We start from the raw sequence: 25,830 nt of genomic DNA, 5'->3' as shown, positions 1-25,830 counted from the left end.
ATGACTCAATGGATGTTCACCGCCCGCCAACGCTTTATCCCATCCCAAACTCAAGACTGGCATAGCTACATTAAGTTTTCTGGCTTCACCCACATCACTGAAGTTGTCACCCTTGACTATATTCTCTGCCCTGATCTGATCGATGATCTTATGGATGAAGACTGGTCTTACAATGTCCAAGCAGATTGTCGCATTACCTGGTTCACCAATCTCGCTTACCTCCGCCAACGCATTCACTGGCGTATAGGGCAAGATCAGCTACTGGCTATCCTTGAGCAGCCAACCCACATCCACGCAATACCCTCCAAATTTGAATTCTGTGGTTTTGACATTGTCGATGATGCGGAGGGTAATAGCGTTTTGACCAACTGCGGGCAATTTTCAGATCAAGACGCTGGTTTTATCCCCTCAGATGTTAATCAATTTGGACTGCTGTCAAACCTGGACCATGCAAATGCTGTCGCTGCTCAGCTTCGTTTGTCATTTTCAGATGATCCCCATTGTCGCAACTGTCGCGTTTGGCAAATTGCTCGTGATCTAGAGCCTGATGACTGATGGCCTATTCTATGGAACATCAGCCAACATCCGAAGGGTGTGCCCCTACCATGGCGAAGCCGAACATCAATGGCCAAAAAACAACCCCCATGCTATCTGAATCGAATCGCACGAGGGTTCAGTTTGTCTATAACGATAGCGGTTTTTTCCCTGAACCGTTATGTCTACTCCACCTTACGGACAAGCGCTACGCTTTTAACACTAGACGTGAAATACTAGCAATTTGTCATAAGTTTCACCGTACAAAGTGCTTAGTCTGTATTAGCAACTTACTCAGCACAGGGCAAAAATGAATCAAGAGTTGAAATTACTCCCATGGTCCGCGCCAGCACTGGCAATTCCTTGTCTGAACAGTTCGATGAAGTGTCTAGAGATGCTGACGCAGCAGGCGATAGCGCAGTCATCAGAGGCCGAGTAAAACATGGGTTATGTATTTGGCAAAGATTTGACAGACTGCCAGAAAAAATAGTACAAATGATCTAAAATGATTTAATACATGGTTTTTCAAATTCTGATGGCCATAGCAATGTTTTGATGGTTTAGAGTTGGGATACCCTAGACCACAGCAAATCAATCTGTTTGAGGCAGTATGGCGATAATTGCGCTTAAGGCTTGGTATCTCCAGGATTATGAGCCAATTCGGGATTTAGAAAGGCGACCCCACGATCTGCGGCTGGCAAAGAATAGTCTGCTGAAGTCAGCACTGCGGGCTGATTTTTTGGATGATATTGCCGATGTGCGCGACGCAGAGTGGTTCCAGCGTTACCTGGAAGGGGATGCGGTGGAGTTTTACATTGAAGGCAGCGGGACCTATGCGATCGCAAATATCGACCTGATCAGCCACGAAATCTACTTTGCCAAGGCCGACTCCCTCGCCAACCTTGATCCCACTATTTTCCTCTGCTACCAGGAGGAATATCCAGAATCCAGCGATTTGCTACAGGCAGCCCTTGAACCCTACGTCGAAAAGTTTAACCGTCGCTCTCGGCTACCCATCAAGCTAGTCGAATCCCACCGGCTCAGCAATGGCCCTGTACGACTAAACAGCAACCTGATGCGCCACATTCGGCGGAGCCTGCTGTTTATTGCCGATGCCACACCAATTTTTGAAGTCGATAGCGATTTGCCCTTACTAGTGCCCAATCCAGCAGTTTGCGTAGAGCTGGGGTATGCCCTATGCAATAAGCGACCTGAGCAGTTGATTGTGGCTCAAATGGAGCGGGGAGACTTACCGGGTCAGTTTCCATTTGATATTGCCGCTCAGCATAAGCTGGAATTTACCAGCAAATCCGCATTACAAAAGGCACTACCTAAAATGCTAGATGCCAAACTACAGCGATTTAACTTGGGGCTTGTTAAAAATTAAGCTCATGGGTTGACCATGGCTATTTTGCCTAACAGGAAATGGGATAACCTCTCCTTTTAGAATTTTGTCGCAGCGCGCAAAATTCTAAACCACTTTGCCAACTGCCCAAATAGGCTGCTAGGGATATCATTGATATTTTTCCGAGGGTTCTAGGGCGGCGGTCCGCCCTAGCCATGGGGGTGTGGGGAACTCGGCGGGACCCCACGCAGCGGGTTTTGCGAGTTACCAACCTCCCAAGATACATCGGTTGAGCATAGGGTAATCGCGATAGGGATTGCTCAGGGCTTTCCTCCCTGAAACCCTCCTGTTCGTGGGGGCCTCGACTCCCCCACACCCCCCGAAAGTAGGATGTCGCTCATTGCAAAGATTCAGGTTTGGTGGGAGTTACGGTGAGGTCAGGATAAACGTTACTGCATTCAAATCATGAACTTGTTTCTTAACAGCTCCTTGGTGGGTTAAATGTAGAGTCCTATCGTTGCTTGAGCAGACAGTCCTCATGGGGAAAAACGCTGCACAATCAAACAAAATATACTGGGAATCAGCGAAAACCCAAACACAATAGCACTCAGTACCAAAGCTACTGTGACCATAGACCATTTTTCAGACCAGCTGTCAATAATGGCCCTCTGTGGTTCAGTGGGCGTATACAGCACTCCGACAGACTCTCCTTTCTTGTAAGTGGGGGAACCTGTCCACCCCAGTGGAGAAACATCATACAAATCCCCATTAGGTCCCTCAAATTCAACTACAGGCTGGTAGAGCGTATCACCATACTCATCTGTCTTCTCATTGACCTGTGAGACAGTACCCGTAGTAGGTGACAGGCTATCCAGCCAACTGACACGATTATTTTGCCAAACAATAGAACCCAGTAAGGCTGCCACAGGTATAACCACCAATGACAAAAAACCAATAGCTGCCCTTTGGAGTTGTTTTTCAGGTTTACTTCCTAGAAAATCAATAGCAAGAGGGTATTTCCACGTCTTTCCCTTACTAGCTTGAATAGCTGCAATAATCGGAAATACAAAGCGCAGTCCCCATAACACCGGCAGTAAAATTGTCCCAACTAACGTAACCAATAAAACAACGCTATAAACTGTCGATGAAATCAGCCAATTAATGGCATTACGCGCATGGGGCTCAATTTGAGGGGACTGTTTTTTAATGGCTTGCCAAATAATAATTGGCACCAAGATATCGATAAAGGGTATAGGAACAACCCAACTCAACAGAAGGGAAAGGTGGAGAAAAATTTCTACTGAGGGAGTTGTTTTTTCCTGACTCATAACGATGGTAAGCCCATGGTATTCATTTATACTTCGACGTCTACAGCATGAAATACATCAATTTTGGATAAAACTTAATATCCATCCAAAAATGAGGCGGCGGGCAATATCTATAAAGCCATCACGGGCAGCATCGGTTAAGGTCGTATTTGGTTTGACCATTACTCCTCAGATACAAGCGTCTGAGTTGACAGCATTGAGTCGACAACCTTCTCGCGTTGAAGATCATCTAATAGAGAACGGGTCATGCATGTCGAAAAAAGCTTCGTCACATTGTAGAAAGGTTGTTGACGAATAAATTCGAGCCAACCTTTCACCACCTCATAATTTTGAAAATCATCGATTAATAGATCCTGTAAACACTGAAGTGCATTAATAAATCCCTGGGGTGTTTCAATCTTTTGTTCAAAATCATGATAAAGCTTATAAACACATTCATGGGTTTCCAAAAGTTTCCCATCTGTTCAATGTGAGCGTTTCAGTCCCGGTTGTCGGGATTGGTGTTTGGCGAGCTTGAGCCCCCCCGGAGGGCGTTGGGTAAGGGGGGTTGTTTCAGTCCCGGTTGTCGGGATTGGTGTTTGGCGAGGAACTTCCCCTCCCGGTGTATTGGCCTAAAGAAATGTTTCAGTCCCGGTTGTCGGGATTGGTGTTTGGCGAGTGTACCCAAATAGGCAACGTGTAAAGCCAAGCTGCGTTTCAGTCCCGGTTGTCGGGATTAGTGTTTGGCGAGTTCAGCAGCGCAAATCATGAATATGCAGTGAGAGAAACGTTTCAGTCCCGGTTGTCGGGATTAGTGTTTGGCGAGAACATATCGATTTATTAAAGCTTTTTATGGCTTTTGGTTTCAGTCCCGGTTGTCGGGATTAGTGTTTGGCGAGTTGATGTATTCTTCCAGAGGCGACTATTAATGAAAAGTTTCAGTCCCGGTTGTCGGGATTAGTGTTTGGCGAGTCTTATGCAGACGCAAACGGCAATTGTTATTGATGTTTCAGTCCCGGTTGTCGGGATTAGTGTTTGGCGAGCAAGCCGTCACCCAAGGTATGAATTCTATCTCCATCGGCTGGTTTCAGTCCCGGTTGTCGGGATTAGTGTTTGGCGAGTTTGGATCTACCTCATGCCCTCAGAAGCAGCTACCGTTTCAGTCCCGGTTGTCGGGATTAGTGTTTGGCGAGCTCATATCTGCGAGTGGCCCAACGTGGTAAAGCTGTTTCAGTCCCGGTTGTCGGGATTAGTGTTTGGCGAGTACTAACGCCGCAACATCTCGGTTGCCAGCGGCATTGTTTCAGTCCCGGTTGTCGGGATTAGTGTTTGGCGAGTGTCGCCGTGGGCTACGGCTGTAACGCTATTGACTAGTTTCAGTCCCGGTTGTCGGGATTAGTGTTTGGCGAGGCTCGACACATTCTTTGGAGAAATCGACACATGAAAGTTTCAGTCCCGGTTGTCGGGATTAGTGTTTGGCGAGCTGGGGGCTTCACTGAAATCACAGGCTCTAGCAAGTTTCAGTCCCGGTTGTCGGGATTGGTGTTTGGCGAGCAGGCTGGTGCTGTGAGGGATGTGGGCGACCGTGCCGAAGTTTCAGTCCCGGTTGTCGGGATTGGTGTTTGGCGAGCGCCAACTACGTCTGGAAGGAGAAAAACTAATGTCTATGTTTCAGTCCCGGTTGTCGGGATTGGTGTTTGGCGAGCTGGAGTGCCTTGGCTGTGTGGGATACTCCAGCCAAGGTTTCAGTCCCGGTTGTCGGGATTGGTGTTTGGCGAGTCTTCAATAATTCTTCGGCAAAGCTCTTCGGTTAGGTTTCAGTCCCGGTTGTCGGGATTGGTGTTTGGCGAGTCCCTCCGGTGCTGGGACATTTATGGGGATCATCAAGCGTTTCAGTCCCGGTTGTCGGGATTGGTGTTTGGCGAGAAAATCTTCTCCCCAGAATTCTGACCCATCTTCAGCGTTTCAGTCCCGGTTGTCGGGATTGGTGTTTGGCGAGTCAGAAGTTGGAAGAGAGGGGAATCTTCTCTCTCTCGTTTCAGTCCCGGTTGTCGGGATTGGTGTTTGGCGAGTTTAGCCTCAACCCTTGCAAGCCCGATTCCGCTTTGTTTCAGTCCCGGTTGTCGGGATTGGTGTTTGGCGAGTCAGTAGGCCCAAACGATTATCAGATAAGGCTTCTACCGGTAATTTTGGCAAAGGTCAAAACCAAGCAATAGATTTATCTGATTGCGATCGCAACCCATACATCTAAGAAACCTAAAACTATTCAATTATCAAGGTTCTAGCCATTTGGCAAACCCCAAGGGATTTTGCCCTCACTTCAGTTTGCCAAAAAATCATTAAATCAGGTATGGCCATTTAGAAAAACTTAGTATCCTTGAGCTTATCAACCAACCTCCTTTAAGGTTTCAGATATTTGTCAGGATCATAGTTAGCAAGCTTCACCGCATCATTTCTAGTTAGCGAGCCTGACCACATCTTTTTTAGAAAGTTGGTAGCCTATAGGCGTACCTCTTTGTATTAGCCTGCCGTCATGTTTTTCCCATTTTGTAAACCCCATGCATCTGAAAACTGCACCAATAGTGATTACGCCAATTTCTATGCCAATTGCCAAAAGATGAAACTTCATTGGCTAAAGACCAGCCGTAACCGGCTACAGGTGCAGCTAGCGGCTATCAATGCAGCCATTGGCGAGCTTGAAAGCCAAATCCCAGCGGATAGCGAACCCTCCACCGAGTCAGCGGCTTAGGTCTCAATTCCCCGTAGGTTGGGTTATCCAAACTCCTGAACCCTTGCACCCATCAAAACCTTTCATTAACCCAACCTACGTCTCACATACAGCACATCATCCCAAAATCTCCATATCTCCTCAATTACGCTGTAGGTGGATGTTGCTCCAGCACATGCTTCAAATAATGCCCGGTGTAGGAATTTTCCGCCTGAGCGACTTCTTCGGGTGTACCCTCAGCGATAATTTGACCACCGCGATCGCCCCCTTCAGGACCTAGATCAATCACCCAGTCGCAGCAGCGGATTACATCCAGGTTGTGCTCAATCATCACCACAGAATTACCTTTGTCCACCAGACGCTGCACCACATCCAGCAGCTTGTGAACATCGTAGAAAGATAAGCCCGTAGTCGGCTCATCAATCAGATACATGGTTTTACCTGTAGAGCGACGGGCCAATTCAGAGGCCAGCTTCATGCGCTGAGCCTCACCACCAGAAAGGGTGGGAGCCGTCTGCCCCAAGCGAATATAGCCCAGACCCACATCTACCATGGTCTGTAACTTATTGGCCGCCTTGTGGATATTCTCAAAGAATTTCAGAGCCTCTTCAGCCGTCATATTCAGCACATCGGAAATCGTTTTGCCCTTGTATTTCACCTGCAAAGTTTCACGGTTGTAGCGTGCACCTTTGCACACCTCACACTGAACGTATACATCGGGCAGAAAGTTCATGGCAATCACATTCACGCCCTGACCACCGCAGGCTTCACAGCGCCCACCCTTAACGTTAAAAGAGAATTGTCCGCGCTTATAGCCCCTCGCTTTAGCCTCAATAGTCTCAGCAAACAAATCACGAATAACATCGAACACCCCTGTGTAGGTAGCCGGGTTCGAGCGCGGTGTACGACCAATGGGTGATTGATCAATGACGATGGCCTTATCTAAGGCTTTAAGCCCCTTAATCGGCTCCATCTGATTAGGTTCAGGCACTTTGCTACCAAAATGATGTTGCAGAGCCGGGTAAAGCAACTCATTAATCAAGGTGGATTTACCAGAACCAGAAACACCTGTGATGCAGACAAACTTACCTAGGGGAATATCAACATCGATATTCTCCAGATTGTTGCGATGGGCATTGCGAATTTGTAGCTTGCGGTTATTACCTGGTCTGCGTTCAGCGGGTGTACCAATACTCTCTCGCCCTGACAGATAAGCGCCCGTCAGAGACTCTTTATTTTTTAATAGCGCCTTCAAATCACCATTGACAACGATATCACCACCATGAACACCCGCCTTAGGCCCAATATCTACAATGTGGTCGGCAGCACGAATGGTATCTTCGTCGTGTTCAACCACAATTAAGGTATTACCCAAATTACGAAGACGATCAAGGGTTTTTAATAACCGTGCGTTATCACGTTGGTGTAAACCGATACTGGGTTCGTCAAGAACGTATAGTACCCCCGTCAAACCCGCACCGATTTGAGTTGCGAGGCGAATACGCTGGGCTTCACCACCTGACAATGTCATGGCAGTGCGGTCCAGGGTGAGATAGTCCAACCCCACATCCAACAAAAATGTAAGGCGAGCTTTAATTTCTTTAAGGACCAACTCACCAATAGCAAGCTGCTTCTTGCTGAGAAGGGAGTCTTCTCCGTGCTCACCCATAACATCTTCGATGTTGTACAGGCAATCACGAATGGAAACACTGGTAAAGTCAAGAATGTTGTATGGCCCCATTCTGACGGCAAGAGATTCTGGCCGCAACCTGGCTCCATTACAGGTTTCACACACTTGATCGATCAAATACTTTTCGAGCTTTTGTTTGTAGAGATCGGACGTGCTCTCACGGTACTGTCGGTCAAGGATGGGAAGCACTCCATCATATTTGCGTTCGTAGCCCTTTTTGTCGCGGTAACGGGAGTCGGTTTCGATATAAATTTTGTCAGGGGAACCGTGGAGAATAATGTCGCGCTGTTCGTCGGTAAGGCTAGACCAGGTGGATTGAATCTCAAACCCGTAGGCTTGACCAACGCTGTAAAGAAGAGAGAAATAATAGGTGTTATCTTTATCGGACCAGGGTGCGATCGCAGCATACACTGGCAAATTCGGATCAGGCACCACCAGGTCTGCCGCAAACCGCTGATGACTGCCTAACCCATGGCAATCGGGGCAAGCACCATAGGGTGAATTAAACGAAAACAGACGAGGCGACAGTTCATCCATCACCGCCCCATGTTCTGGACAAGCAAAGTTCTCAGAAAAGACTAGCTCTGACGGCAGGTCAGCACCGTATTCTCCCTCTTCCTCTGCCGCTACAGGCATGTCAGCCTTCTTGCCCTTACCCCCACTTTTAGCCTTGAGCGGCACCACATTGTCCTTGTTACGATCAGCGAGAATATCAATAACCGCAATGCCCTCAGCCCGTTTTAGACAGGTAGCCAAGGAATCCGCCAGACGCTCCTGGATATCGTCTTTCTTCACCAGGCGGTCCACCACCACTTCAATATCGTGGATCTTATTCTTTGATAGCTCAATATTGTCGCTGAGATCACGGATTTCGCCATCCACCCGCACCCGCACAAAGCCTTCCGCCGCTAATCCCGACAGCAGTTTGGCATGGGTCCCTTTCTTGCCGCGCACCACCGGGGCCAAAATTTGAAAGCGCGTGCGGTCTGGCAAGGCCATCACCTGATCCAGCATTTGGTCAATGGTCTGGGGGGCAATGGAGCGATCGCAATGGGGACAATGGGGTTGACCTGCCCGACCATAAAGCAATCGCAGATAGTCGTAAATTTCAGTTACCGTCCCTACGGTGGAGCGAGGGTTATGGGAGGTGGACTTTTGATCAATGGAAATCGCCGGACTCAGCCCTTCAATGGAATCCACATCGGGCTTGTCCACCTGCCCTAGAAACTGCCGGGCATAGGCACTGAGGGATTCAACGTAGCGGCGCTGGCCCTCGGCAAAAATCGTATCGAAGGCAAGGGATGACTTACCAGAACCAGACACCCCCGTAAAGACGATCATCTGGTTGCGGGGCAGGTCCAGATCGATATTCTTTAGGTTGTGCTGACGGGCACCGCGAATGCGGATCAGGTCATCCGATAGGTCAGTTAGTTTAGTTTTTGCTGCTCTGCCATTAGTCGTCACCTTGCCATTAGCGGCTTTGCCGTTGCCGCTCGACTTGCGTGTCTTGGCCGTTTTCGAGGTCTTTGACTGGGGCATGGGGCGGATAGGGTTACAGCTCAGGCAGGTAAATCATAACTAGACTGATAAATCAGTACTAGTACTAGCAAAACATTTCTTTATGGTAAGTCATAGAGTTTAACCATGTGGTGTTAAGTGTGGCAAAAGGGATCGAGGCGTTGCATGCAATGTCTGTCTGTCTGTGAGGATGGCAAAGTAGGGGCGTTGCCTTGTGCACGCCCTGGGCAAAAGAGGCGTTGCCTTGTGCACGCCCTGGGCAAAAGAGGCGTTGCCTTGTGCACGCCCTGGGCAAAAGAGGCGTTGCCTTGTGCACGCCCTGGGCAAAGGATTTTGCAAACTGACTAGTCAACGCTGACGCTATCGCACTAATCAAAAAGGGAGGCAACCCCGCAGCTAAAGTCAGGCAATAAAGGACTGGTTAATGTGTCTTTAGCATAGAGAGTAAGGACTTTAACCAAAATGCCGTCTTCGCGACGAAAAACCTCAGCCATTTGCTGTTCGCGATCAAAGATCCAATATTCTTGGACACCTTCCACAGAATAAAGTTTAAGTTTAGATTTTCTATCACGATCTTTATCCTTCTGCGACTGAGATAGGACCTCAATCACCAGTTCAGGTGCCCCTGTCAGATGACCTGCATCGTCCATCAATGTTTCAATTCGCTCATTGCTGACCCAAATGAGATCAGGAATGACTGCATTTGTAGGGGAAAAAATCACTCCTGGAGTAAAGATAGGTTTTCCCAATGGCAATTTCTTAGACCAGGCCAAAAGTTCTGCATAAATGGCACCGGCAACATCCTGATGTTTCCAATGGGGTGCTCTAGTCACATGCAGGTCTCCATCAATGATTTCAAAGCGATCGCTACTGTCAGGCAGGCTCTCTAAGTCATCTACCGTCCAGCGAACTTTCTTGGCTGCTGTCATCGACCTGTCTCCGCAGAATGAAGTATTTCAATGATAAACGCTAGGCCAGCAGGGGCATTGCATGTAACGCCCCCACAATCATCCCACCTCTTGTTGCCACTTAACCTCAGGCGGGGTTGTCTCCACCAGTACTTTTCCACGAGAAATCACATGACTGACGACGGGTCGACAGCGGATGGCTTCATATTTGCTGGTGCAGTCCAACACAATCAGGTTAGCGGGTTTGCCAACATCTATACCGTAGGAGTCTTGCAGGTTTAGGGTGTTGGCTCCGCAGATGGTTGCCATGTCGTAGCAGGCATCCAGTTCTTTAAGACCCGTCATTTGGCAAACGTGAACAGCCATGGAGACAACATCGAGCATATGGCCCATGCCGAGACCGTACCAGGGATCCTGGATGCAGTCATTGCCGAGACTGACGTTCAAACCAGCTTGCCACAGTTCTTTAACACGGGTGAGGCCACGGCGTTTGGGGTAGGTATCGGTGCGGCCCTGAAGGGTGATATTGATCAGGGGATTGGCGATGAAGTTAATCTTGGACCGTTTTAGGAAGCCCATGAGTTTGAAGGCATAGGCATCGTTGTAGGAGCCAAATGCGGTGGTGTGACTGGCGGTGACTTTTTCGTTTAAACCAGTGCGCAAGGCGCAGGCGGAGACGACTTCGAGAAAGCGAGATTGGTCGTCGTCGATTTCGTCGCAGTGGATGTCGATCAGACGATCATATTTTTGGGCGAGTTCGAAGATGCGGTGGACGGAGCGGACACCATCTTCGCGGGTGAGTTCGTAATGGGGAATGCCACCGACGGCATCGGCTCCTTGTTTGATCGCTTCTTCCATCAGGTCGTCGTTTTTGGGGCCGCCATAAATGCCATCTTGGGGAAAGGCGACAACTTGGACGGTCATCCAGTCTTTGACGGTGTCACGCACTTCGAGCAAGCCTTGCAACGCAGTTAGACTGGCTTCACTGACATCAGCATGGGTACGGACAAAAAGGGTACCCTGGCTGGCCATTAGTTTGAGAGCGGCGGTGGCACGGTGTTTGATGTCATCCAGGGTGAGGGATTGTTTGCGTTCTCTCCAAATCTCGATGCCTTCAAACAAGGTGCCACTTTGGTTATGGCGGGGTTGCCCGGCAGTCAGGGCCGAGTCTAGATGGATGTGGGACTCGACAAACGGTGGACTGACGAGGTTGCCTGCGACGTCGATTTCAGTGGGGGCGGTGAGCGGTAGGTTGGGTTCAATGGCAATGATGGTTGAGTTTGCGATCGCAATGTCAGCCGGACCATTAACCAAAGCGCAATTTCTAAGAATCAGTGTAGGTGTCATGGATCGAACAGAAAAAAAGCTACAGGGGGATATTGCAGACATAACCTGAGAATGTCCCTTTTTTCCGTACTTAAACGAACAGTAAACAGTGAAGATTAGACAGCCTATCTTCTGCCAACTGCAAGTAACCATCCCGCCCATGGGCATGGGCCAGATCTAACAAAAAGCATTTCTCTTGGAGAAAAGCAGCCTTTCAATCCTGTACTACGGGTACGTCATATAAATTAACGAAAACCTGTTATTGTGCGAGTGATCAATCAAAAAAACAGATATTTATCTATGCTCCGACATTCACAAAGTTGTTGATGTGTAAAACAAAAATAAATATTAGGTCGAGATTTGAGTTCTGGAAACTTAAATCCGAACATTGCCGTCTTCGCGTATAAATCCTGGTGAATTCTTAGGAAATAGAACCAATGGCAACAATCCATCCCCAGAGGTGCAATGGATCCTAATTTTTGGAGAGGAATTAGTGGATAAACTCGTATCACTCTGGGGCAAGGGGGCGACCTGGGAACAAGATAACGCCTACCATCCCCACGAGGCCCACTCCCTGAGCTTAGATTGTTCTAAAGCACGACTGAAGCTAGGTTGGGTGCTTCAGATTTCCCTAGATCAAGGCTTGGAACAAATCATCACCTGGAGCCAAGCCTATGGCTCTGGAACCGATATGCGGCCAGTCACTGAAGCGGCCATTGCTCAGTGGATGTAAGCCCTCAAACCTTTCCCCTGTAGACCCCTTTAAAATTAAAACATGAGTCAGCAAACGGCTACGAAAGAAACGATCAAAGCGTCTTCTCAAAATACGCCCCAGTGTCTCTTTTGCGGAACGTCTTTAAACCACACCTTGGTAGATTTGGGCATGTCGCCCCTATGTGAAAGCATCCTAAGTGCGGATCAAGTCAACCAGATGGAGCCGTTCTATCCTCTCCATGTACGGGTATGTAGCAACTGTTTCCTGGTACAGCTAGAAGCATACGTCAGCCCAGAACATATTTTCACTGAGTATGCCTATTTCTCGTCCTACAGTGATACTTGGCTGGCTCAGTGCAAAGCATATACAGATCAGGTGGTTGAACGGTTTCACCTCAATGAAGAAAGTCACGTTGTGGAACTAGCCAGTAACGACGGATATCTCCTACAGTATTTCGTAGAAAAGAAGATTCCGGTGCTAGGCATTGAACCGGCAACGAACATCGCCAAGGTTGCCATTGATAAAGGCATTCCCACCCTGAATGAATTCTTTGGAGAAGACTGTGCTAAGAAACTAGTGCAACAGGGGAAGTCCGCCGATCTGATTGCTGCCAATAATGTCATTGCCCATGTGCCCAATCTCAACGATTTTATTGCAGGCATCAAAATTTTAATGAAGCCCCAAGGCGTTTTCACTGGGGAGATTCAACATTTGATGCGCCTCATGGAGTTGAATCAATTTGATACCATTTATCACGAGCATTTTTTCTATCATACCCTGAGCACCCTAGAGACCATCTTTGCAGCCCATGGCATGACCCTCTTTGATGTAGAAGAACTACCCACCCATGGTGGCTCGTTACGTGTCTATGCGCAACACACAGACGATATCTCTAAGCCCGTGGGCGAGCGCGTCATTGACTTGAGACAACGTGAAGCCGCCGCCGGGTTTACAAGTCTAGAACGCTACACTCATTTTGATGAACAAGTGCGCGAAACCAAACGTAAGCTTCTAGACTTTTTGATTAAAACAAAACGAGACGGGAAAACAATTGTTGGCTATGGGGCACCGGGCAAAGGGAATACTCTCCTAAATTATTGTGGCATTCGCACAGACTTTCTTGACTATACGGTGGATAGAAACCCTTATAAGCATGGAAAATTCCTGCCGGGCACCCATATTCCTGTTCATCACCCCGATAAAATCAAAGAAACAAAACCCGATTATGTGTTGATTTTGCCTTGGAATGTAAAAGACGAAATTATGCAGCAAATGAGTGTGATCCGCGAATGGGGTGGAAAATTTGTTGTACCCATCCCTGAAGTAAACGTCTATTCCTAGGGAATAGTAAACGTCTATTCCTAGCTAGGGATACCTGTGACGCCTGCCGGTCTACAGGATGCATACACCATAAAACCATAGGGGCTAAACGATGTGTGTAGCTGCCTTACCCCAGTTTTGTAAGGCAGGGTTTACATACCAAACGCGAACCAAGCGCTGAGACAGATAAATCTGTCAGTGCCTCTTATGGTTTAACCTTAGACATTTTTTGAATACAGTTTGCGATCGCTACTCCTTAAAGCATTCCAGGAGCATGAACATGAATATGGAGCTTGATGCAAAATCAATCGATGATATACATCGCCTAGGGTTAGACATGTATAGCCTGATCAGCGATCTATATCCAATTTGCCGTAGCATCACAGGCAATGGCGTACGCAAGTCACTCAACATTATCCAGCAACATATTCCCCTAGAAATTCATGAAGTGCCGACAGGTACCCCCGTTTTTGATTGGACGGTTCCTAAAGAATGGAATATCAAGGATGCTTACATCAAAGATAAAACGGGCAAGAAAATCGTTGATTTTCAATCATCAAACTTACACGTACTAAACTACAGCATTCCAATTCATCAAACGATGTCTCTTTCCCAGTTAAAAGAGCATCTTTTCTCAATGCCCGATCGACCCGATTGGATTCCTTATCGCACCTCTTACTATCAAGAGACATGGGGGTTTTGCCTATCGGATCGGGTACTGCAATCTCTACCAGAGAGTGACTATGAAGTCTATATTGATTCTTCTTTAGAATCAGGTTCTCTTACCTATGGCGAGCTATTATTACCAGGACAAACATCTGACGAAGTCTTATTGTGCTGCCATAGTTGCCACCCATCCCTATGCAACGATAATCTATCGGGCATCGCACTCGTCACGTTTCTAGCGAAACATCTTAGCCAACAACAATCCTTACGCTATTCCTACCGTTTCCTGTTTATTCCAGGTACCATCGGCTCGATTACTTGGTTGAGCCGCAATGAGGATCGAGTTTCATTCATTAAGCATGGTTTAACTGTTTCTAATGTTGGCGACTCAGGTCCTTTAGCCTATAAGAAAAGCCGTCATGGCAATGCAGACATTGATAGGGCCGTCATCCATATCCTAAAAAATTTGTCCCAAGACCATAAAGTTTCTGATTTTTCACCCTATGGATATGATGAACGACAATTTTGCTCACCTGGCTTCAACTTGCCTATTGGTAGCCTCACGAGAAGTCAATTTGGCACCTACCCTGAATATCACACCTCGGCTGACAATTTAGACTTTGTGAAAACGTCTGCTTTAGTCAATTCCTTTGAAACCTATGTGAGTGTGATTGATGTTTTAGAAAACAACCACACCTACTTGAACACAAATCCCAAATGTGAGCCCCAGTTAGGTAAGCGGGGGCTTTACAGCACCATGGGAGGTAAACAAACAACCCCTGACGATCGCATGGCCATGTTGTGGACGTTAAATCTCTCCGATGGAGAACACACATTGCTCGATATCGCTGAGCGATCTAATTTGAGTTTTTCGACTATCAAGAATGCTGCATTCACCCTGGCCAACCATAGCTTGCTAACCATGGCTTGTTAAGCATTTATTCCAGTTCAGCATGTAAAAAATACAAGGAGAATCAAGATGAAAGTTGTTCTATTTTGTGGTGGCTTAGGTACCCGACTCAGAGAATATTCTGAAACTATCCCCAAGCCAATGGTTGAAATTGGCTACCGACCAATTATTTGGCACCTGATGCGATATTACGCTCACTTTGGCCACAAAGAATTTATTTTATGCCTTGGCTATAAAGGGGACTATATTAAGAATTACTTTCTTAACTACAATGAATGTTTATCCAACAACTTTACTTTATCTAAGGGTGGCAAGGATATTCAACTCCATACCACTGACATAGAAGACTGGAAAATCACCTTTGTTGATACTGGGCTTAATTTAAATATCGGCGAGCGTTTAGCCGCGGTCAAGCCTTATTTAGAAGGAGAGGACACCTTCCTAGCCAATTATTCAGATGGTCTCAGCGATCTTGATCTAAATTTATACCTTGAGTATTTTCAACAACAAAATAAGATTGCCAGCTTTTTAGCAGTGCAACCTTCACAATCATTCCACGTTGTTTCTTTAACCAATGAAGATGGCATCGTAGAAAATATTCGATCGGTGGGTCATTCAGATTTATGGATCAATGGAGGATTCTTTGTACTTAGAAAAGAAATCTTTGACTATATTTCCCCCGGTGAAGAGTTAGTGCTTGAACCATTCCAGCGATTGATTCGAAAACAACAACTGATTGCCTACAGAAATCCTGGTTTTTGGGCCTGTATGGACACTTTAAAAGAAAAGATACTATTTGACGATATGTATGCCAAAGGAAACACTCCATGGGCTGTATGGGAGTCTCACCCAGAAATATTCAGCAATAGCCCAAAGCCTGACCTAAAAATCGCTTAAGTCTTCAAAAATCGTACCATCTTATGATGAAACTCATCGGTAATCATCAGGATCACCATACATTCCGTCGCATCCTTTGCCTGGGTGCCCACAGTGATGACATTGAAATCGGCTGTGGTGGCACCCTCTTGAAATTGATTGACCATTGTCCAGAGATTGAAGTTGATTGGGTGGTTTTCTCGGCAACTGGACATCGAAAAGAGGAGGCCCTAGCCAGTGCAAATAGCGTCCTAAAACCGGTCAACAAGAAAAATATTGTCATTAAAGAATTCAGAGAACGATTTTTTCCATACATTGGCATAGAAATCAAAGAGTTTTTTGATCAGTTAAGCAAGAATTGTTCTCCTGATCTAGTTCTGACCCACTATCGTAATGACTTGCATCAAGATCATCGGTTAATCTCTGAACTGACTTGGAATGCCTTTCGCAACCATATGATTTTAGAATATGAGATTCCTAAATATGATGGAGATTTAGGGAATCCTAATTGCTTTGTACATCTTGATGCATTCACTTATCGGCGAAAAATAGATTACCTGATGCAGCATTTTCAAACTCAGTTCAACAAGCAATGGTTTGACGAAGAAACGTTTTCATCAATCCTGAGACTGCGGGGAATTGAGTCAAATGCACCCGATAAATATGCAGAAGCCTTTTATTGTCGCAAGGCTATCTTGATGTAAGCGTCTCGATCGGGTCTCTATGTGCCAACGTCACAGATCCCAAATACTGTCTACCGTATACGGTCCCCCTGGGACTTGCCAAAATGCACCATCCACATAGCGACGATTCAAATCCAGACCCTTAATGGTTTGCATATCTTCTGGAGTCAGCACAACATCAGCCGATGCCAAATTTTGGCGGATACGTTCTGGATTGAAGGACTTGGGAATGACAGCAGTGCCCCGCTGCATAGCCCAGCTCAGGAGAACCTGGGCAGAGGTGACGCCATGGCGCTTAGCAATGGCAGCAATGGTGGGCTCTTTCAGTAAAACTGGCTCATCTTTTGACTTGAGGTTATCAGGGCGCGTCGAGGAACCGAGGGGGGCGTAAGCGGTCAGGTGAATATTGTTGGCCTGACAAAACTCTAACATTGATGGTTGCTGTAAATAGGGATGCAACTCAATCTGGTTTATTTCTGGCTGACGTCGGGCATTATCCAACAGATTTTGTAACTTTGCACTACTAAAGTTTGATACTCCAATATGCTGGCACAGCCCTTTATCCACAAGAGATTCCATTGCTCGCCAGGTGGTCAAAATAGGGAGTGTGTCCAGGGAGATCAGGTGCTCTGCCGTTAGGGGGTCTGAGCTTCCTTTTTTCATGGCCACAGGCCAATGGATAAGATACAGATCTAGATAGTCTAACTGCAAATTGGAGAGAGTCGCTGCCAAGGCGGGTTGTACATCTTCTGGGGCATGGGAATCATTCCACAGTTTGGAGGTGATCCACATTTCTCCTCGGGTGACAACACCTGCTTTAAAGGAATCCGCAAGGGCGCGACCAACAGGGGCTTCGTTGCCATAGATGTGGGCGCAGTCAATGTGGCGATAGCCCGCTGCGATCGCATCCTTAACGGCGCTATACACATCGCCAGGGGCCAATGACCATGGGCCTAACCCCAACAGACGATAACCTGTTGCGATCGCACGCTTAACGGTATGCTGCACACTCCTTGGGGTAGATGTCCAGGTGCCTAAGCCCACCATGGGCATTTGATCACCGTTGCTAAACTTGATTGTACTTACCATTCTCCATCGACCTCTAAACGGGCATAGGCGACACTATCACCGCACTCATCCAAACCTCAACAAGAAAATTTTCCTAACGTTAGCTATAAGTAATTGAGTTGCTGACAGCAGCATTAACACGCTATGGACATATCAATAGAATCAACACTGCGCGCCAGCTGTTGCAACTGTTTCTCCCTCTCAATCACAGCCTGGCTCGGCTGCAAATCAAATGCCGCTAAAACCTCTCGCCAGCGATAGACCCAATCATGCTTGAGTAAAGCATTCACAACATTACGACGCCTAATCCTTTCAAGCCTATCAGGTTGGGCATTGAGCGCTTCAATCACCGCCAGAATATCTTGTTCATAAAGATCTACATTAACGATGGCATCTTCCCAATCAAAATAACGGGGAAATACATCGCCCTTGGGAGGTATGCCCAACAACACGGTGCCCGCAGCGACCGCTTCAAAATAACGACTTCCCATCTCTTGATACCCTCCTGTTTCTTCCAGGGCATCAAACCTGGCATTAACAGCAATATTATATTGACTTCTCTGTAAGAGATTTACTAACTTAGCGCGATGCTCCTGAGGATTGCCAACTTCTAAGTCACGATTGTTGACAGTATCGTAATAATAGAAAAAGCTATCGTCTTGCTGAGAACGTTGAAACAATGATTGATGGGTTTCTGGATGACGACGCCCCACACAGCAAACATCTATCATCCTCTGGGGTGGATTGGGATAGGGACAAAACTTAAGGGCATCAATGGCTGGTGCCAGATAATTGCTAGGCAACCCTGTAACGTTTGAGTAAATCTCAACACAGTGGGCGGTCCCTGCAAAAATATGGTCAAAATTCTTGAATGGTTCTTGGGCTAAACGCCAGTCATCAAAATTTGGCTTCCATGTTTCCATGATATAGCAAGCCTTATGGCGACATTTATCACGCCAGTTTTTAATGGTTTCCAGTAAATGGAGTTGCCAGGGATTATCGCAAACGACAAATAGCAAGTCGTATTCGTTTTCTAGCAATACCTTAGTTGGAAATGGTGCAAGAGAACTGGCAATCTTGTCAGAATGAGTTGCGTATTTAGAGAAGCGGTATATTTTTCTAGCCAGGTCGAATTCCTGGGTAGGAGCGTAGAGTTCTGCTCCTTCTAAATCGCAGATAAAGTCTTCGAATTCATACAGCACACAGTTAGCGACTTGAAAGCGAAAGCCTCGTACGGAGGCGACTAAAATGCGGGGCTGGTTCTCTCTTTGTTTAACTGAGCTATTGATCAACATAGCCTTTAAATATACTCAACATTAAATATGACGATGATTTAGCAGGATATCAATTTAGAGTGGAATGTTTTCCCAAGGCTAGAAGGCAGACGGTAGACATCAGCATAGAGGGCTTCACTAACGTCTCCTGCTACTTCTTAATTCTCCATCTACCTAAGCTTTTCCGGCTTTAGTTGATACCCTTCAAAAGATTGCACGCAGTGCATGGTTAAACCACCGATAACTCCTGGGTAATAAACGTTGCTGCTTGCATAAAGGTTCCTTATTTTAAGGGTAATTAATCTTTCAATGCATTGATTCATAAGAACTGTATAAGTCAACAATCGGATCTCAGGAGCTTCTTGGTAAACTTCTTCTAAGGTTCTTCCAGTCTTAATTTTCAATACTAAATTTTTATAGGTTTTGAAAGTGGTAGTGTGCTGGTGGTATTTTTTCAGAGCAGTTCGTAGTACATAGGTGGAGACGATGTTGAGAAAACAAGATCGCGCCAGATCTATATAAGTTAAATTCAATGCTACAAAGACGCACTAGGAGGCAGGAAACTGTTAGAACTAGGTAGACTCCTGCGATCGCTGCCGACTGATGACTCAAGATGAACTGCTAAAGCTGATTGACCAAGCTGCCGAGGAAGGCTGGACGGAGCTAGATTTGGCTGGGGCTGATTTGACGGAATTGCCACCGGAAATTGGAAAGCTGACTCAGCTTGAGACACTGATATTGGCGAAGGAGGTTAAAGATGATTCCTTTGGGAAATATTTTGGCAATTCCCTTACCAAACTGCCAGCCGAAATTGGACTACTCAAAAATTTAAAATCACTAATCATTTTTGGCAATTGGAGATATGCACACAGAAGCTTTTTCCCCAGTGATAAACCAGGCAATCAACTTACACAGTTACCACTCGAAATTTCCCAATTAAAAGTACTCCAGAACCTTGACCTCCGCTCGAACCAACTCACGCAGCTACCCCCTGAAATTGGACAGCTAACCAGTCTCCAGAACCTTGACCTCCGCTCGAACCAACTCACGCAGCTACCCCCTGAAATTGGACAGCTAACCAATCTCCAGAACCTTGACCTCCGCTCGAACCAACTCACGCAGCTACCCCCTGAAATTGGACAGCTAACCAGTCTCACTCAGCTCGACCTCAGCTCAAACCAACTCACGCAGCTACCCCCTGAAATTGGACAGCTAACCAATCTCCAGAACCTTGACCTCCGCTCGAACCAACTCACGCAGTTACCTCCTGAAATTATCCAGCTAACCAGTCTCACTCAGCTTTACCTCCGCTCGAACCAACTCACGCAGTTACCTCCTGAAATTATCCAGCTAACCAGTCTCACTCAGCTTTACCTCAGCTCTAACCAACTCACTCAGCTACCCCCTGAAATTGAACAGCTAACCAGTCTCACTCAGCTTTACCTCAGCTCTAACCAACTCACTCAGCTACCACCTCAGATTGTCCAGCTTACCAGTCTCACTCAGCTCGACCTCAGCGCAAATCAATTCACGCAGCTATCCCCTGAAATTGGACAGCTTACCAATCTCACTCAGCTCTACCTCAGCGAGAATCAGCTCACTCAGCTACCCCCTAAAATTGTCCAGCTCACCAGTCTCACTCAGCTCGACCTCCGCGAGAATCAACTCACACAGCTACCCCCTGAAATTGTCCAGCTAACTAGTCTCACCCAGCTCTACCTCAGCGCGAACCAACTCACGCAGCTACCACCGGAAATTGGACAGCTTACCAGTCTCACTCAGCTCGACCTCAGCGCGAACCAACTCACGCAGCTACCACCGGAAATTGGACAGCTTACCAGTCTCACTCAGCTCGACCTCAGCGAGAATCAACTCACGCAGCTACCCCCTGAAATTGAACAGCTAACCAGTCTCACTCAGCTCTACCTCAGCGCGAACCAACTCACTCAACTACCCCCTGAAATTGTCCAGCTAACCAGTCTCACTCGGCTCTACCTCCGCTCTAACCAACTCACTCAGCTACCCCCTCAGATTGTCCAGCTTACCAGTCTCACTCAGCTCGACCTCCGCTCTAACCAACTCACTCAGCTACCCCCTCAGATTGTCCAGCTTAAGTCTCTTCAATATCTGAATTTGCAAGGAAATCCGATTCCAATACCACCGGAAATCTTAAAGAGTTCTGGCAACATACAAGCAATTCTTGACTACTATTTCCAGGTCCTTGATCCCAACGAAACCGAACCTCTTTACGAATCTAAATTCATCATCGTCGGTGAAGGTGGGGCCGGTAAAACCACCTTAGCTAAAAAACTCATTCATCCTGACTATGAGATTGACTCTAAAGAAGAATCTACCGAAGGCATTGACGTTATTCGTTGGGAATTTGAGCAAACAAACAAAACGCCTTTTCGCACCAATATTTGGGATTTTGGTGGTCAAGAGATCTACCATGCTACCCACCAGTTCTTTCTCACTAAGCGTTCTCTCTACGCCCTGGTAGTTGATGCCCGCCAGGAAAATACTGACTTCTACTACTGGCTCAATATCGTCTCCCTTCTCAGCGACAACAGCCCCGTCTTTATTATCAAAAATGAAAAACAAGACCGCCAGTGCGACGTCAACGAACGTACTCTGAGAGGCGAGTTCACCAATCTAGAAAAAGTCTTCGCCACAAATCTAGCCGACAATCGTGGTTTAGACGCCATTAAAGATGCTATCCAAAAGCGGATTACCCAGCTAGACCATGTGGGCACTCCGTTACCAAAAGTTTGGGTGCGTGTTCGCTCTGCTCTTGAAAACTACGCCACCAACTGCAACTACATCACCCTCGAAAAATACCGAGACCTGTGCCGCACCAGCCAGCTCACCGAGCGTAACCGTCAAAACAGTCTCAGCAACTACCTCCACGATCTAGGCGTCATCCTCCACTTCCACGAAGATCCCATCCTTAAACACTACGTCATCCTTAAACCCGAGTGGGGCACCGCCGCTGTTTATGACGCCCTAGACACCCAGGAGATTCACGAGAACTTTGGTCGCTTTACCCGTGAGCAGCTCAACACCATCTGGAGCGATAGCCAATATGCCGAAATGAGGGATGAACTGCTCCAACTCATGATGCGCTTCAAACTCTGCTATGAAATCCCTGGCTGCGCTAACCATTTCATCGCACCCCAACTCCTCTCACCAGAACAACCTGACTATCCGTGGGACGAAACCTCAAATCTCATCCTCCGCTACCGCTACGACTTCATGCCCAAGGGTATCCTCACCCGTCTCATCGTCGAACTCCACGAATATATCGAAAACCAAACCCTGGTTTGGAAGACTGGTGTCGTTTTCACTAACGGTACCGCCCATGCCGAAGTTACCGAACATTATCCCAAAAGCGAAATCCGCATTCGTGTTTCCGGCACTAATCAAAAACGCTGGCTCTCCGCTATCACCCACGAACTAGAAAAAATCCATCGTTCCTACGAACAGTTAAAGTACAAAACGTTAATCCCTTGTAACTGCGACATCTGCAAAGACAGTCAAACACCCCACGACTACCCTTACCAGCGTCTGCAAAAGTTTCTCAGCGATGGTCAATACCAGATCCAATGCCAGGAAAGCTACAAAATGGTGGATGTACGGAAGTTGCTGGATGACATCCTGTATCGAAATATAGAGGACCTAATAGCTAGCAAGGAGGATGGCGTCTTCTCCCAGCGATACACATCTGCCTCGAATAATCTCCAGGGACTGCCATTACAGCCCAATGACCTAATTCGCCAAAGTACCCCAACACAGATGTATCAGCCAGAAAAAGAAGTATTTATTTCTTATGCCTGGGGAGATACAAAAGAAGACCCACCCTACAAACGAGAAGAGATTGTAAACAAAATTGATTCGGTTTTTGAAGCTACTGATATTAAACTTATCCGCGACAAGCGCGATCTCGGTTTCAAAGGTCGCATCAAAGAGTTCATGCAACAAATCGGTAAAGGTAAAGCCGTAATTGTCATTATCAGCAACAAATACCTCAAATCCGAAAACTGCATGTTTGAGTTATTAGAAATCGCTGATAGTGGTAATTTCGACAATCGCATTTTCCCCATTGTCCTAGGTGATGCTCAAATCTATGATCCCGTCGAATGTATTGACTATGTCATTCACTGGGAGGAAAAAATTGAAAAACTAGACAGCGCCATGAAAAGAGTAGGAGCTGCCAACATACCAAGATTCCGCGAATCCATCGACCTCTACACCCGTATTCGCGCCGCCATTGCCGAACTCACCGAAACCCTCAAAGATATGAATACCCTGACACCTGAGATTCATACCGAATCAGGATTTACAGAACTGATCAGCGCCATCGAAAAACGCCTCGAAAGCTAGGTTCGACTCCGCTCACCTAGCCAAATCAACGTCAAATCATAGCCATCATCATCCTAATTCTTCATCGTCTAGGCTTTGCCGAAGTCGGAGCCTGGAGTAAACCCCAGATCGCCTCCAAAAGCGGCAAACCCAGGCACATCCTCAAAAAATGGATTCGGTATTGATGACGATCAGTTGTGCGGCTTCATCCTATGCTAAGTGAAAAATCTAGCACAGCAGTGTCTGTAGAGGAATGTGCAAGTAAATAATCTATCGTTTTGAGAGGCTTGGTAAAGCTACCGTGTATACACATCTCGGAAAGAAGCCCAAAATCCTGCATTACCCCCCTTAATCCCCCCTTGGTAAGGGGGGAAACTCCAGTCCTCCCCCTTGGTAAGGGGGAGTTAGAGGGGGTGAGGGCAACCGCGAAGGCTAGTATCCAGAACTTGTGTATACACATAGACTTACCAGGGGGAACCGCCAGGGAGGGGTTTGGATAACTGGCGCAACAGTCAGCCCCCTCCGCCTACGGCACCTCCCTTTGATAAAGGGAGGACTCTTGTAGACATTATTTGTGGATAATTCTCTTTGGGAAAAATAAAAAACAATGTAGCAAAGATAGCCTCTGAAGAAAGATAAATCAAATTTAGAGCATAGCCTCTACCGATAGGCCCATGCTGTCCCATTCCATAAACGGCTATATCAGCTACATCGCCCATTATGAAACAGCCCGAACTGACTAAAGAACATCTATTTGACTATGACACTAACAGATTCCACTTCGCCCAACTTATTTATGACATTTTGCTGGGCGATTATGAGGGTCCCGCTCTGCCATTAGAGCAGCTGCATACCATGGGCAAGCCTTCCCATGTCTTGACATTCTCCAATGATCAGAATCTTTATTTTCATCACAAGTATTACAATAGCCCCAAGCTTCCCAGGGTGTTAAAGGTCTACCGAGACTTTATCAAGACGGTCATTGCACCACAGTTTGTAGATAGTCACCTGGTCGTCCAGGCAAAACCTACATTTCGCATCCACCTGCCGAACAATACCGCCATTCCCGCTGATATCGGTGGTGATTCCACCCGACCTGGATTACACTGCGATGCAGACTATAACCACCCCGACGTCGAAATAAACTTTTGGGTACCATTTACCCAGTGCTACCCCAGCAACACCTTGCATTTAGAGTCCCAGCCTGGCAAGAGAGATTTCCGGCCCATCGTTCTTAGCAATGGGCAAGTTTTACGGTTCTGGGGTGCCCGCTGCTTGCACCACAATCAAATGAACGAGCAGGGTCCCACCCGTGTATCCTTTGACTTTCGCGTCATGAACAAAAGTGATTGGGATACCCTAGATCCAACATGGCTAAAACAGATGGCCACCGTCCAACACAAGCTGAAACTCACGCTTGGCGATTACTATATGCTATATAACAAAAGCACTCAACAGTTTTCTCACTGTGAAACTGTTGATGGACACAACATAATGGCAGCACATCCCACTGTAGGCGACTATTTTAGTGCTCTAGCCAACACTCCAGAATTAGCGCAAATCAAACAATAGCCTAAAAAATCAGATTGCTCGGGTGAAGGGATATCCCTTATTGCTGCAAAAATCTTGATCTGCCTGACATGCCTGACTCAAATAGGTCTTGAATAGCATGAGCAAAAGAGTGCCAGCCGTCAGCAACCGGTCGCAAAGATATACTCAACGACTGCTGTAAAGAGACATTATCTAAGTCGTTTATATCAGCATTAGCAACGGTGCTAACAACAGCCTGGGCATCATGGGCTAGTGCAACCGGGCCAGCTTCTGACAGCTGACTTTTAAGGCTAGCAACTTCAGAATGGGAATTTCCATAACATACCGCTGTCCTCTCTATAACAACAGGCTCAATATAAATCGGAATTTTCAAAACAACAGGAATAACTATTTCGCATCCGTGGGGATAGCGATCAAAATCTAAGGGGGTACCCATAATCTTTACCCGTATAACGATAGAGAATCACTCCCCCTGCTAAGGAGCAAGGGGAAAAGAGGACTTTAGTGATAACCTTTGTTAATACACTCAGGCTTTTTCTCGATCACAACAGGGACAACATAAACAGGTACCTTTAATTTAATCGGTGCACACACCTCACAGGCACGTTTATAGTATTTGTCATACGCCGCAGTATCGAGTTGCATAGTTTCAGTTGCTGTAGTCATATTTATCACCTACCTTCAAAAAAGAACTGTAATCTGCTAGGAACCGGGAAGAAGATCACGGCATTAAGTGGGCCTTAGACTGTACCCAATGTCTTCTTAATACTTCTTCTCTAAACACTTAGGTTCCTTTTCAATCACAATGGGTTCAATATAAATAGGCGTCTTCAGAACAATGGGAATACAGACTTCGCAAGCATGGTTGTAATACTTGTCATAATATGCGTAGTCTTTTGCGACGCCATTAGTTGTGGTACCAGTTGCAACAGTCATAACAAAACCTCAGATAAATTGATATCTAGATCCTAGGCATCGTCAAATCGGGTCACATTACCCGAGCGGGTACCATGGCCATTTTTTCCATTCTCACCGTGTTTTGTGACATTTCT

At 46.7% G+C, this 25,830-nt stretch carries 20 protein-coding genes and 1 CRISPR repeat array; of the genes, 10 read left to right on the top strand and 10 right to left on the bottom strand.

All coding sequences use genetic code 11. The annotated features are described in order from the left end of the window. Complete coding sequence (locus SPB21_RS30640; protein ID WP_499868855.1) at window positions 1–555, top strand: hypothetical protein; 555 nt, start codon at window positions 1–3, stop codon at window positions 553–555. A gap of 589 nt (window positions 556–1,144) precedes the next feature. Continuing rightward, window positions 1,145–1,921 carry a hypothetical protein gene (locus SPB21_RS30635; protein ID WP_163670094.1) on the top strand — a complete coding sequence of 259 codons (777 nt, stop codon included), beginning with the start codon at window positions 1,145–1,147 and terminating at the stop codon, window positions 1,919–1,921. Between the two features lie 494 nt (window positions 1,922–2,415). Here SPB21_RS30635 and SPB21_RS30630 read toward each other — a convergent pair whose 3' ends face one another. Next, a complete protein-coding gene (locus SPB21_RS30630) occupies window positions 2,416–3,207 on the bottom strand; it encodes a magnetosome magnetite crystal formation protein family (protein WP_499868853.1) in 792 nt (263 codons plus the stop codon). 161 nt (window positions 3,208–3,368) lie between these two features. Next, on the bottom strand, window positions 3,369–3,656 hold the full coding sequence (locus SPB21_RS30625; protein WP_499868851.1) for a hypothetical protein: 288 nt from the start codon (window positions 3,654–3,656) through the stop codon (window positions 3,369–3,371). Between the two features lie 26 nt (window positions 3,657–3,682). After that, window positions 3,683–5,330: a CRISPR direct-repeat array (repeat unit 37 nt; unit sequence GTTTCAGTCCCGGTTGTCGGGATTAGTGTTTGGCGAG). A gap of 389 nt (window positions 5,331–5,719) precedes the next feature. Here SPB21_RS30625 and SPB21_RS30620 point away from each other — a divergent pair. Continuing rightward, entirely contained in the window at window positions 5,720–5,935 is a 216-nt protein-coding gene (locus SPB21_RS30620) for a hypothetical protein (RefSeq protein WP_163696623.1), read from the top strand. Between the two features lie 124 nt (window positions 5,936–6,059). Here SPB21_RS30620 and uvrA read toward each other — a convergent pair whose 3' ends face one another. The 3 genes from uvrA to codA all read right to left on the bottom strand — a co-directional run bounded on the left by uvrA (window position 6,060) and on the right by codA (window position 11,377). Further along, complete coding sequence (uvrA, locus tag SPB21_RS30615; RefSeq protein ID WP_499868849.1) at window positions 6,060–9,143, bottom strand: excinuclease ABC subunit UvrA; 3,084 nt, start codon at window positions 9,141–9,143, stop codon at window positions 6,060–6,062. 347 nt (window positions 9,144–9,490) lie between these two features. Then, window positions 9,491–10,051 (bottom strand): Uma2 family endonuclease, encoded by a 561-nt coding sequence (locus SPB21_RS30610; protein ID WP_163670111.1) that lies wholly within the window; start codon window positions 10,049–10,051, stop codon window positions 9,491–9,493. Window positions 10,052–10,129: 78 nt separating this feature from the next. Beyond that, a complete protein-coding gene (gene codA, locus SPB21_RS30605) occupies window positions 10,130–11,377 on the bottom strand; it encodes a cytosine deaminase (RefSeq protein WP_499868847.1) in 1,248 nt (415 codons plus the stop codon). Between the two features lie 472 nt (window positions 11,378–11,849). Between codA and SPB21_RS30600 the strand changes: the two genes are divergently transcribed. The 5 genes from SPB21_RS30600 (at window position 11,850) to SPB21_RS30580 (ending at window position 16,547) form a co-directional block, all read left to right on the top strand. After that, a complete protein-coding gene (locus SPB21_RS30600) occupies window positions 11,850–12,089 on the top strand; it encodes a hypothetical protein (protein ID WP_499868846.1) in 240 nt (79 codons plus the stop codon). Window positions 12,090–12,131: 42 nt separating this feature from the next. After that, on the top strand, window positions 12,132–13,412 hold the full coding sequence (locus SPB21_RS30595) for a methyltransferase domain-containing protein (RefSeq protein ID WP_499868844.1): 1,281 nt from the start codon (window positions 12,132–12,134) through the stop codon (window positions 13,410–13,412). 259 nt (window positions 13,413–13,671) lie between these two features. Continuing rightward, window positions 13,672–14,991 (top strand): DUF4910 domain-containing protein, encoded by a 1,320-nt coding sequence (locus tag SPB21_RS30590; RefSeq protein ID WP_499868843.1) that lies wholly within the window; start codon window positions 13,672–13,674, stop codon window positions 14,989–14,991. A gap of 45 nt (window positions 14,992–15,036) precedes the next feature. Beyond that, on the top strand, window positions 15,037–15,864 hold the full coding sequence (locus SPB21_RS30585) for a glucose-1-phosphate cytidylyltransferase (RefSeq protein WP_499868841.1): 828 nt from the start codon (window positions 15,037–15,039) through the stop codon (window positions 15,862–15,864). 23 nt (window positions 15,865–15,887) lie between these two features. Then, window positions 15,888–16,547 carry a PIG-L deacetylase family protein gene (locus tag SPB21_RS30580; protein WP_499868839.1) on the top strand — a complete coding sequence of 220 codons (660 nt, stop codon included), beginning with the start codon at window positions 15,888–15,890 and terminating at the stop codon, window positions 16,545–16,547. Between the two features lie 30 nt (window positions 16,548–16,577). Here SPB21_RS30580 and SPB21_RS30575 read toward each other — a convergent pair whose 3' ends face one another. Together SPB21_RS30575 and SPB21_RS30570 are read right to left on the bottom strand one after the other, a co-directional pair. Next, window positions 16,578–17,615 (bottom strand): aldo/keto reductase, encoded by a 1,038-nt coding sequence (locus tag SPB21_RS30575; RefSeq protein ID WP_499868837.1) that lies wholly within the window; start codon window positions 17,613–17,615, stop codon window positions 16,578–16,580. Window positions 17,616–17,728: 113 nt separating this feature from the next. Further along, window positions 17,729–18,889 carry a glycosyltransferase gene (locus SPB21_RS30570; RefSeq protein ID WP_499868835.1) on the bottom strand — a complete coding sequence of 387 codons (1,161 nt, stop codon included), beginning with the start codon at window positions 18,887–18,889 and terminating at the stop codon, window positions 17,729–17,731. Window positions 18,890–19,471: 582 nt separating this feature from the next. Here SPB21_RS30570 and SPB21_RS30565 point away from each other — a divergent pair. Together SPB21_RS30565 and SPB21_RS30560 are read left to right on the top strand one after the other, a co-directional pair. Then, window positions 19,472–23,248, top strand: a complete 3,777-nt coding sequence (locus SPB21_RS30565; protein ID WP_499868834.1) for a leucine-rich repeat domain-containing protein — start codon at window positions 19,472–19,474, stop codon at window positions 23,246–23,248. A gap of 699 nt (window positions 23,249–23,947) precedes the next feature. Then, the gene (locus SPB21_RS30560; protein WP_499868832.1) at window positions 23,948–24,799 is read left to right on the top strand and encodes a hypothetical protein; all 852 of its coding nucleotides are present in this window, start codon (window positions 23,948–23,950) and stop codon (window positions 24,797–24,799) included. A 37-nt stretch (window positions 24,800–24,836) separates the two neighbouring features. Here the strand turns inward: SPB21_RS30560 and SPB21_RS30555 are convergent, their stop codons facing one another. From SPB21_RS30555 to SPB21_RS30545, 3 genes are all read right to left on the bottom strand, one after another. Next, window positions 24,837–25,214, bottom strand: a complete 378-nt coding sequence (locus SPB21_RS30555; protein ID WP_499868830.1) for a hypothetical protein — start codon at window positions 25,212–25,214, stop codon at window positions 24,837–24,839. 65 nt (window positions 25,215–25,279) lie between these two features. Continuing rightward, window positions 25,280–25,444: a hypothetical protein gene (locus SPB21_RS30550; protein WP_006517723.1), complete on the bottom strand. Its 165-nt coding sequence runs from the start codon at window positions 25,442–25,444 to the stop codon at window positions 25,280–25,282. A gap of 96 nt (window positions 25,445–25,540) precedes the next feature. Then, entirely contained in the window at window positions 25,541–25,714 is a 174-nt protein-coding gene (locus tag SPB21_RS30545) for a hypothetical protein (protein ID WP_006517724.1), read from the bottom strand. Between the last annotated feature and the right edge of the window lie 116 nt (window positions 25,715–25,830).

Origin of the sequence: Leptothoe sp. ISB3NOV94-8A (assembly GCF_043421595.1) — a bacterium.
GTDB classification, from domain to species: Bacteria; Cyanobacteriota; Cyanobacteriia; order Phormidesmidales; family Phormidesmidaceae; genus Leptothoe; species Leptothoe turfae.
The sequence above is the reverse complement of the archived record's forward strand: the minus strand, read 5'-3'. Positions and strand labels throughout refer to the sequence as shown.

Bases quoted from the DNA above. Each gene is read 5' to 3' on its own strand.
- SPB21_RS30640 (WP_499868855.1), top strand. From the start codon at position 1: ATGACTCAATGGATGTTCACCGCCCGCCAACGCTTTATCCCATCCCAA.
- SPB21_RS30635 (WP_163670094.1), top strand. From the start codon at position 1,145: ATGGCGATAATTGCGCTTAAGGCTTGGTATCTCCAGGATTATGAGCCA.
- SPB21_RS30630 (WP_499868853.1), bottom strand. From the start codon at position 3,207: ATGAGTCAGGAAAAAACAACTCCCTCAGTAGAAATTTTTCTCCACCTT.
- SPB21_RS30620 (WP_163696623.1), top strand. From the start codon at position 5,720: ATGTTTTTCCCATTTTGTAAACCCCATGCATCTGAAAACTGCACCAAT.
- uvrA (WP_499868849.1), bottom strand. From the start codon at position 9,143: ATGCCCCAGTCAAAGACCTCGAAAACGGCCAAGACACGCAAGTCGAGC.
- SPB21_RS30610 (WP_163670111.1), bottom strand. From the start codon at position 10,051: ATGACAGCAGCCAAGAAAGTTCGCTGGACGGTAGATGACTTAGAGAGC.
- codA (WP_499868847.1), bottom strand. From the start codon at position 11,377: ATGACACCTACACTGATTCTTAGAAATTGCGCTTTGGTTAATGGTCCG.
- SPB21_RS30595 (WP_499868844.1), top strand. From the start codon at position 12,132: ATGAGTCAGCAAACGGCTACGAAAGAAACGATCAAAGCGTCTTCTCAA.
- SPB21_RS30590 (WP_499868843.1), top strand. From the start codon at position 13,672: ATGAATATGGAGCTTGATGCAAAATCAATCGATGATATACATCGCCTA.
- SPB21_RS30585 (WP_499868841.1), top strand. From the start codon at position 15,037: ATGAAAGTTGTTCTATTTTGTGGTGGCTTAGGTACCCGACTCAGAGAA.
- SPB21_RS30580 (WP_499868839.1), top strand. From the start codon at position 15,888: ATGATGAAACTCATCGGTAATCATCAGGATCACCATACATTCCGTCGC.
- SPB21_RS30575 (WP_499868837.1), bottom strand. From the start codon at position 17,615: ATGGTAAGTACAATCAAGTTTAGCAACGGTGATCAAATGCCCATGGTG.
- SPB21_RS30570 (WP_499868835.1), bottom strand. From the start codon at position 18,889: ATGTTGATCAATAGCTCAGTTAAACAAAGAGAGAACCAGCCCCGCATT.
- SPB21_RS30565 (WP_499868834.1), top strand. From the start codon at position 19,472: ATGACTCAAGATGAACTGCTAAAGCTGATTGACCAAGCTGCCGAGGAA.
- SPB21_RS30560 (WP_499868832.1), top strand. From the start codon at position 23,948: ATGAAACAGCCCGAACTGACTAAAGAACATCTATTTGACTATGACACT.
- SPB21_RS30555 (WP_499868830.1), bottom strand. From the start codon at position 25,214: ATGGGTACCCCCTTAGATTTTGATCGCTATCCCCACGGATGCGAAATA.
- SPB21_RS30550 (WP_006517723.1), bottom strand. From the start codon at position 25,444: ATGACTACAGCAACTGAAACTATGCAACTCGATACTGCGGCGTATGAC.
- SPB21_RS30545 (WP_006517724.1), bottom strand. From the start codon at position 25,714: ATGACTGTTGCAACTGGTACCACAACTAATGGCGTCGCAAAAGACTAC.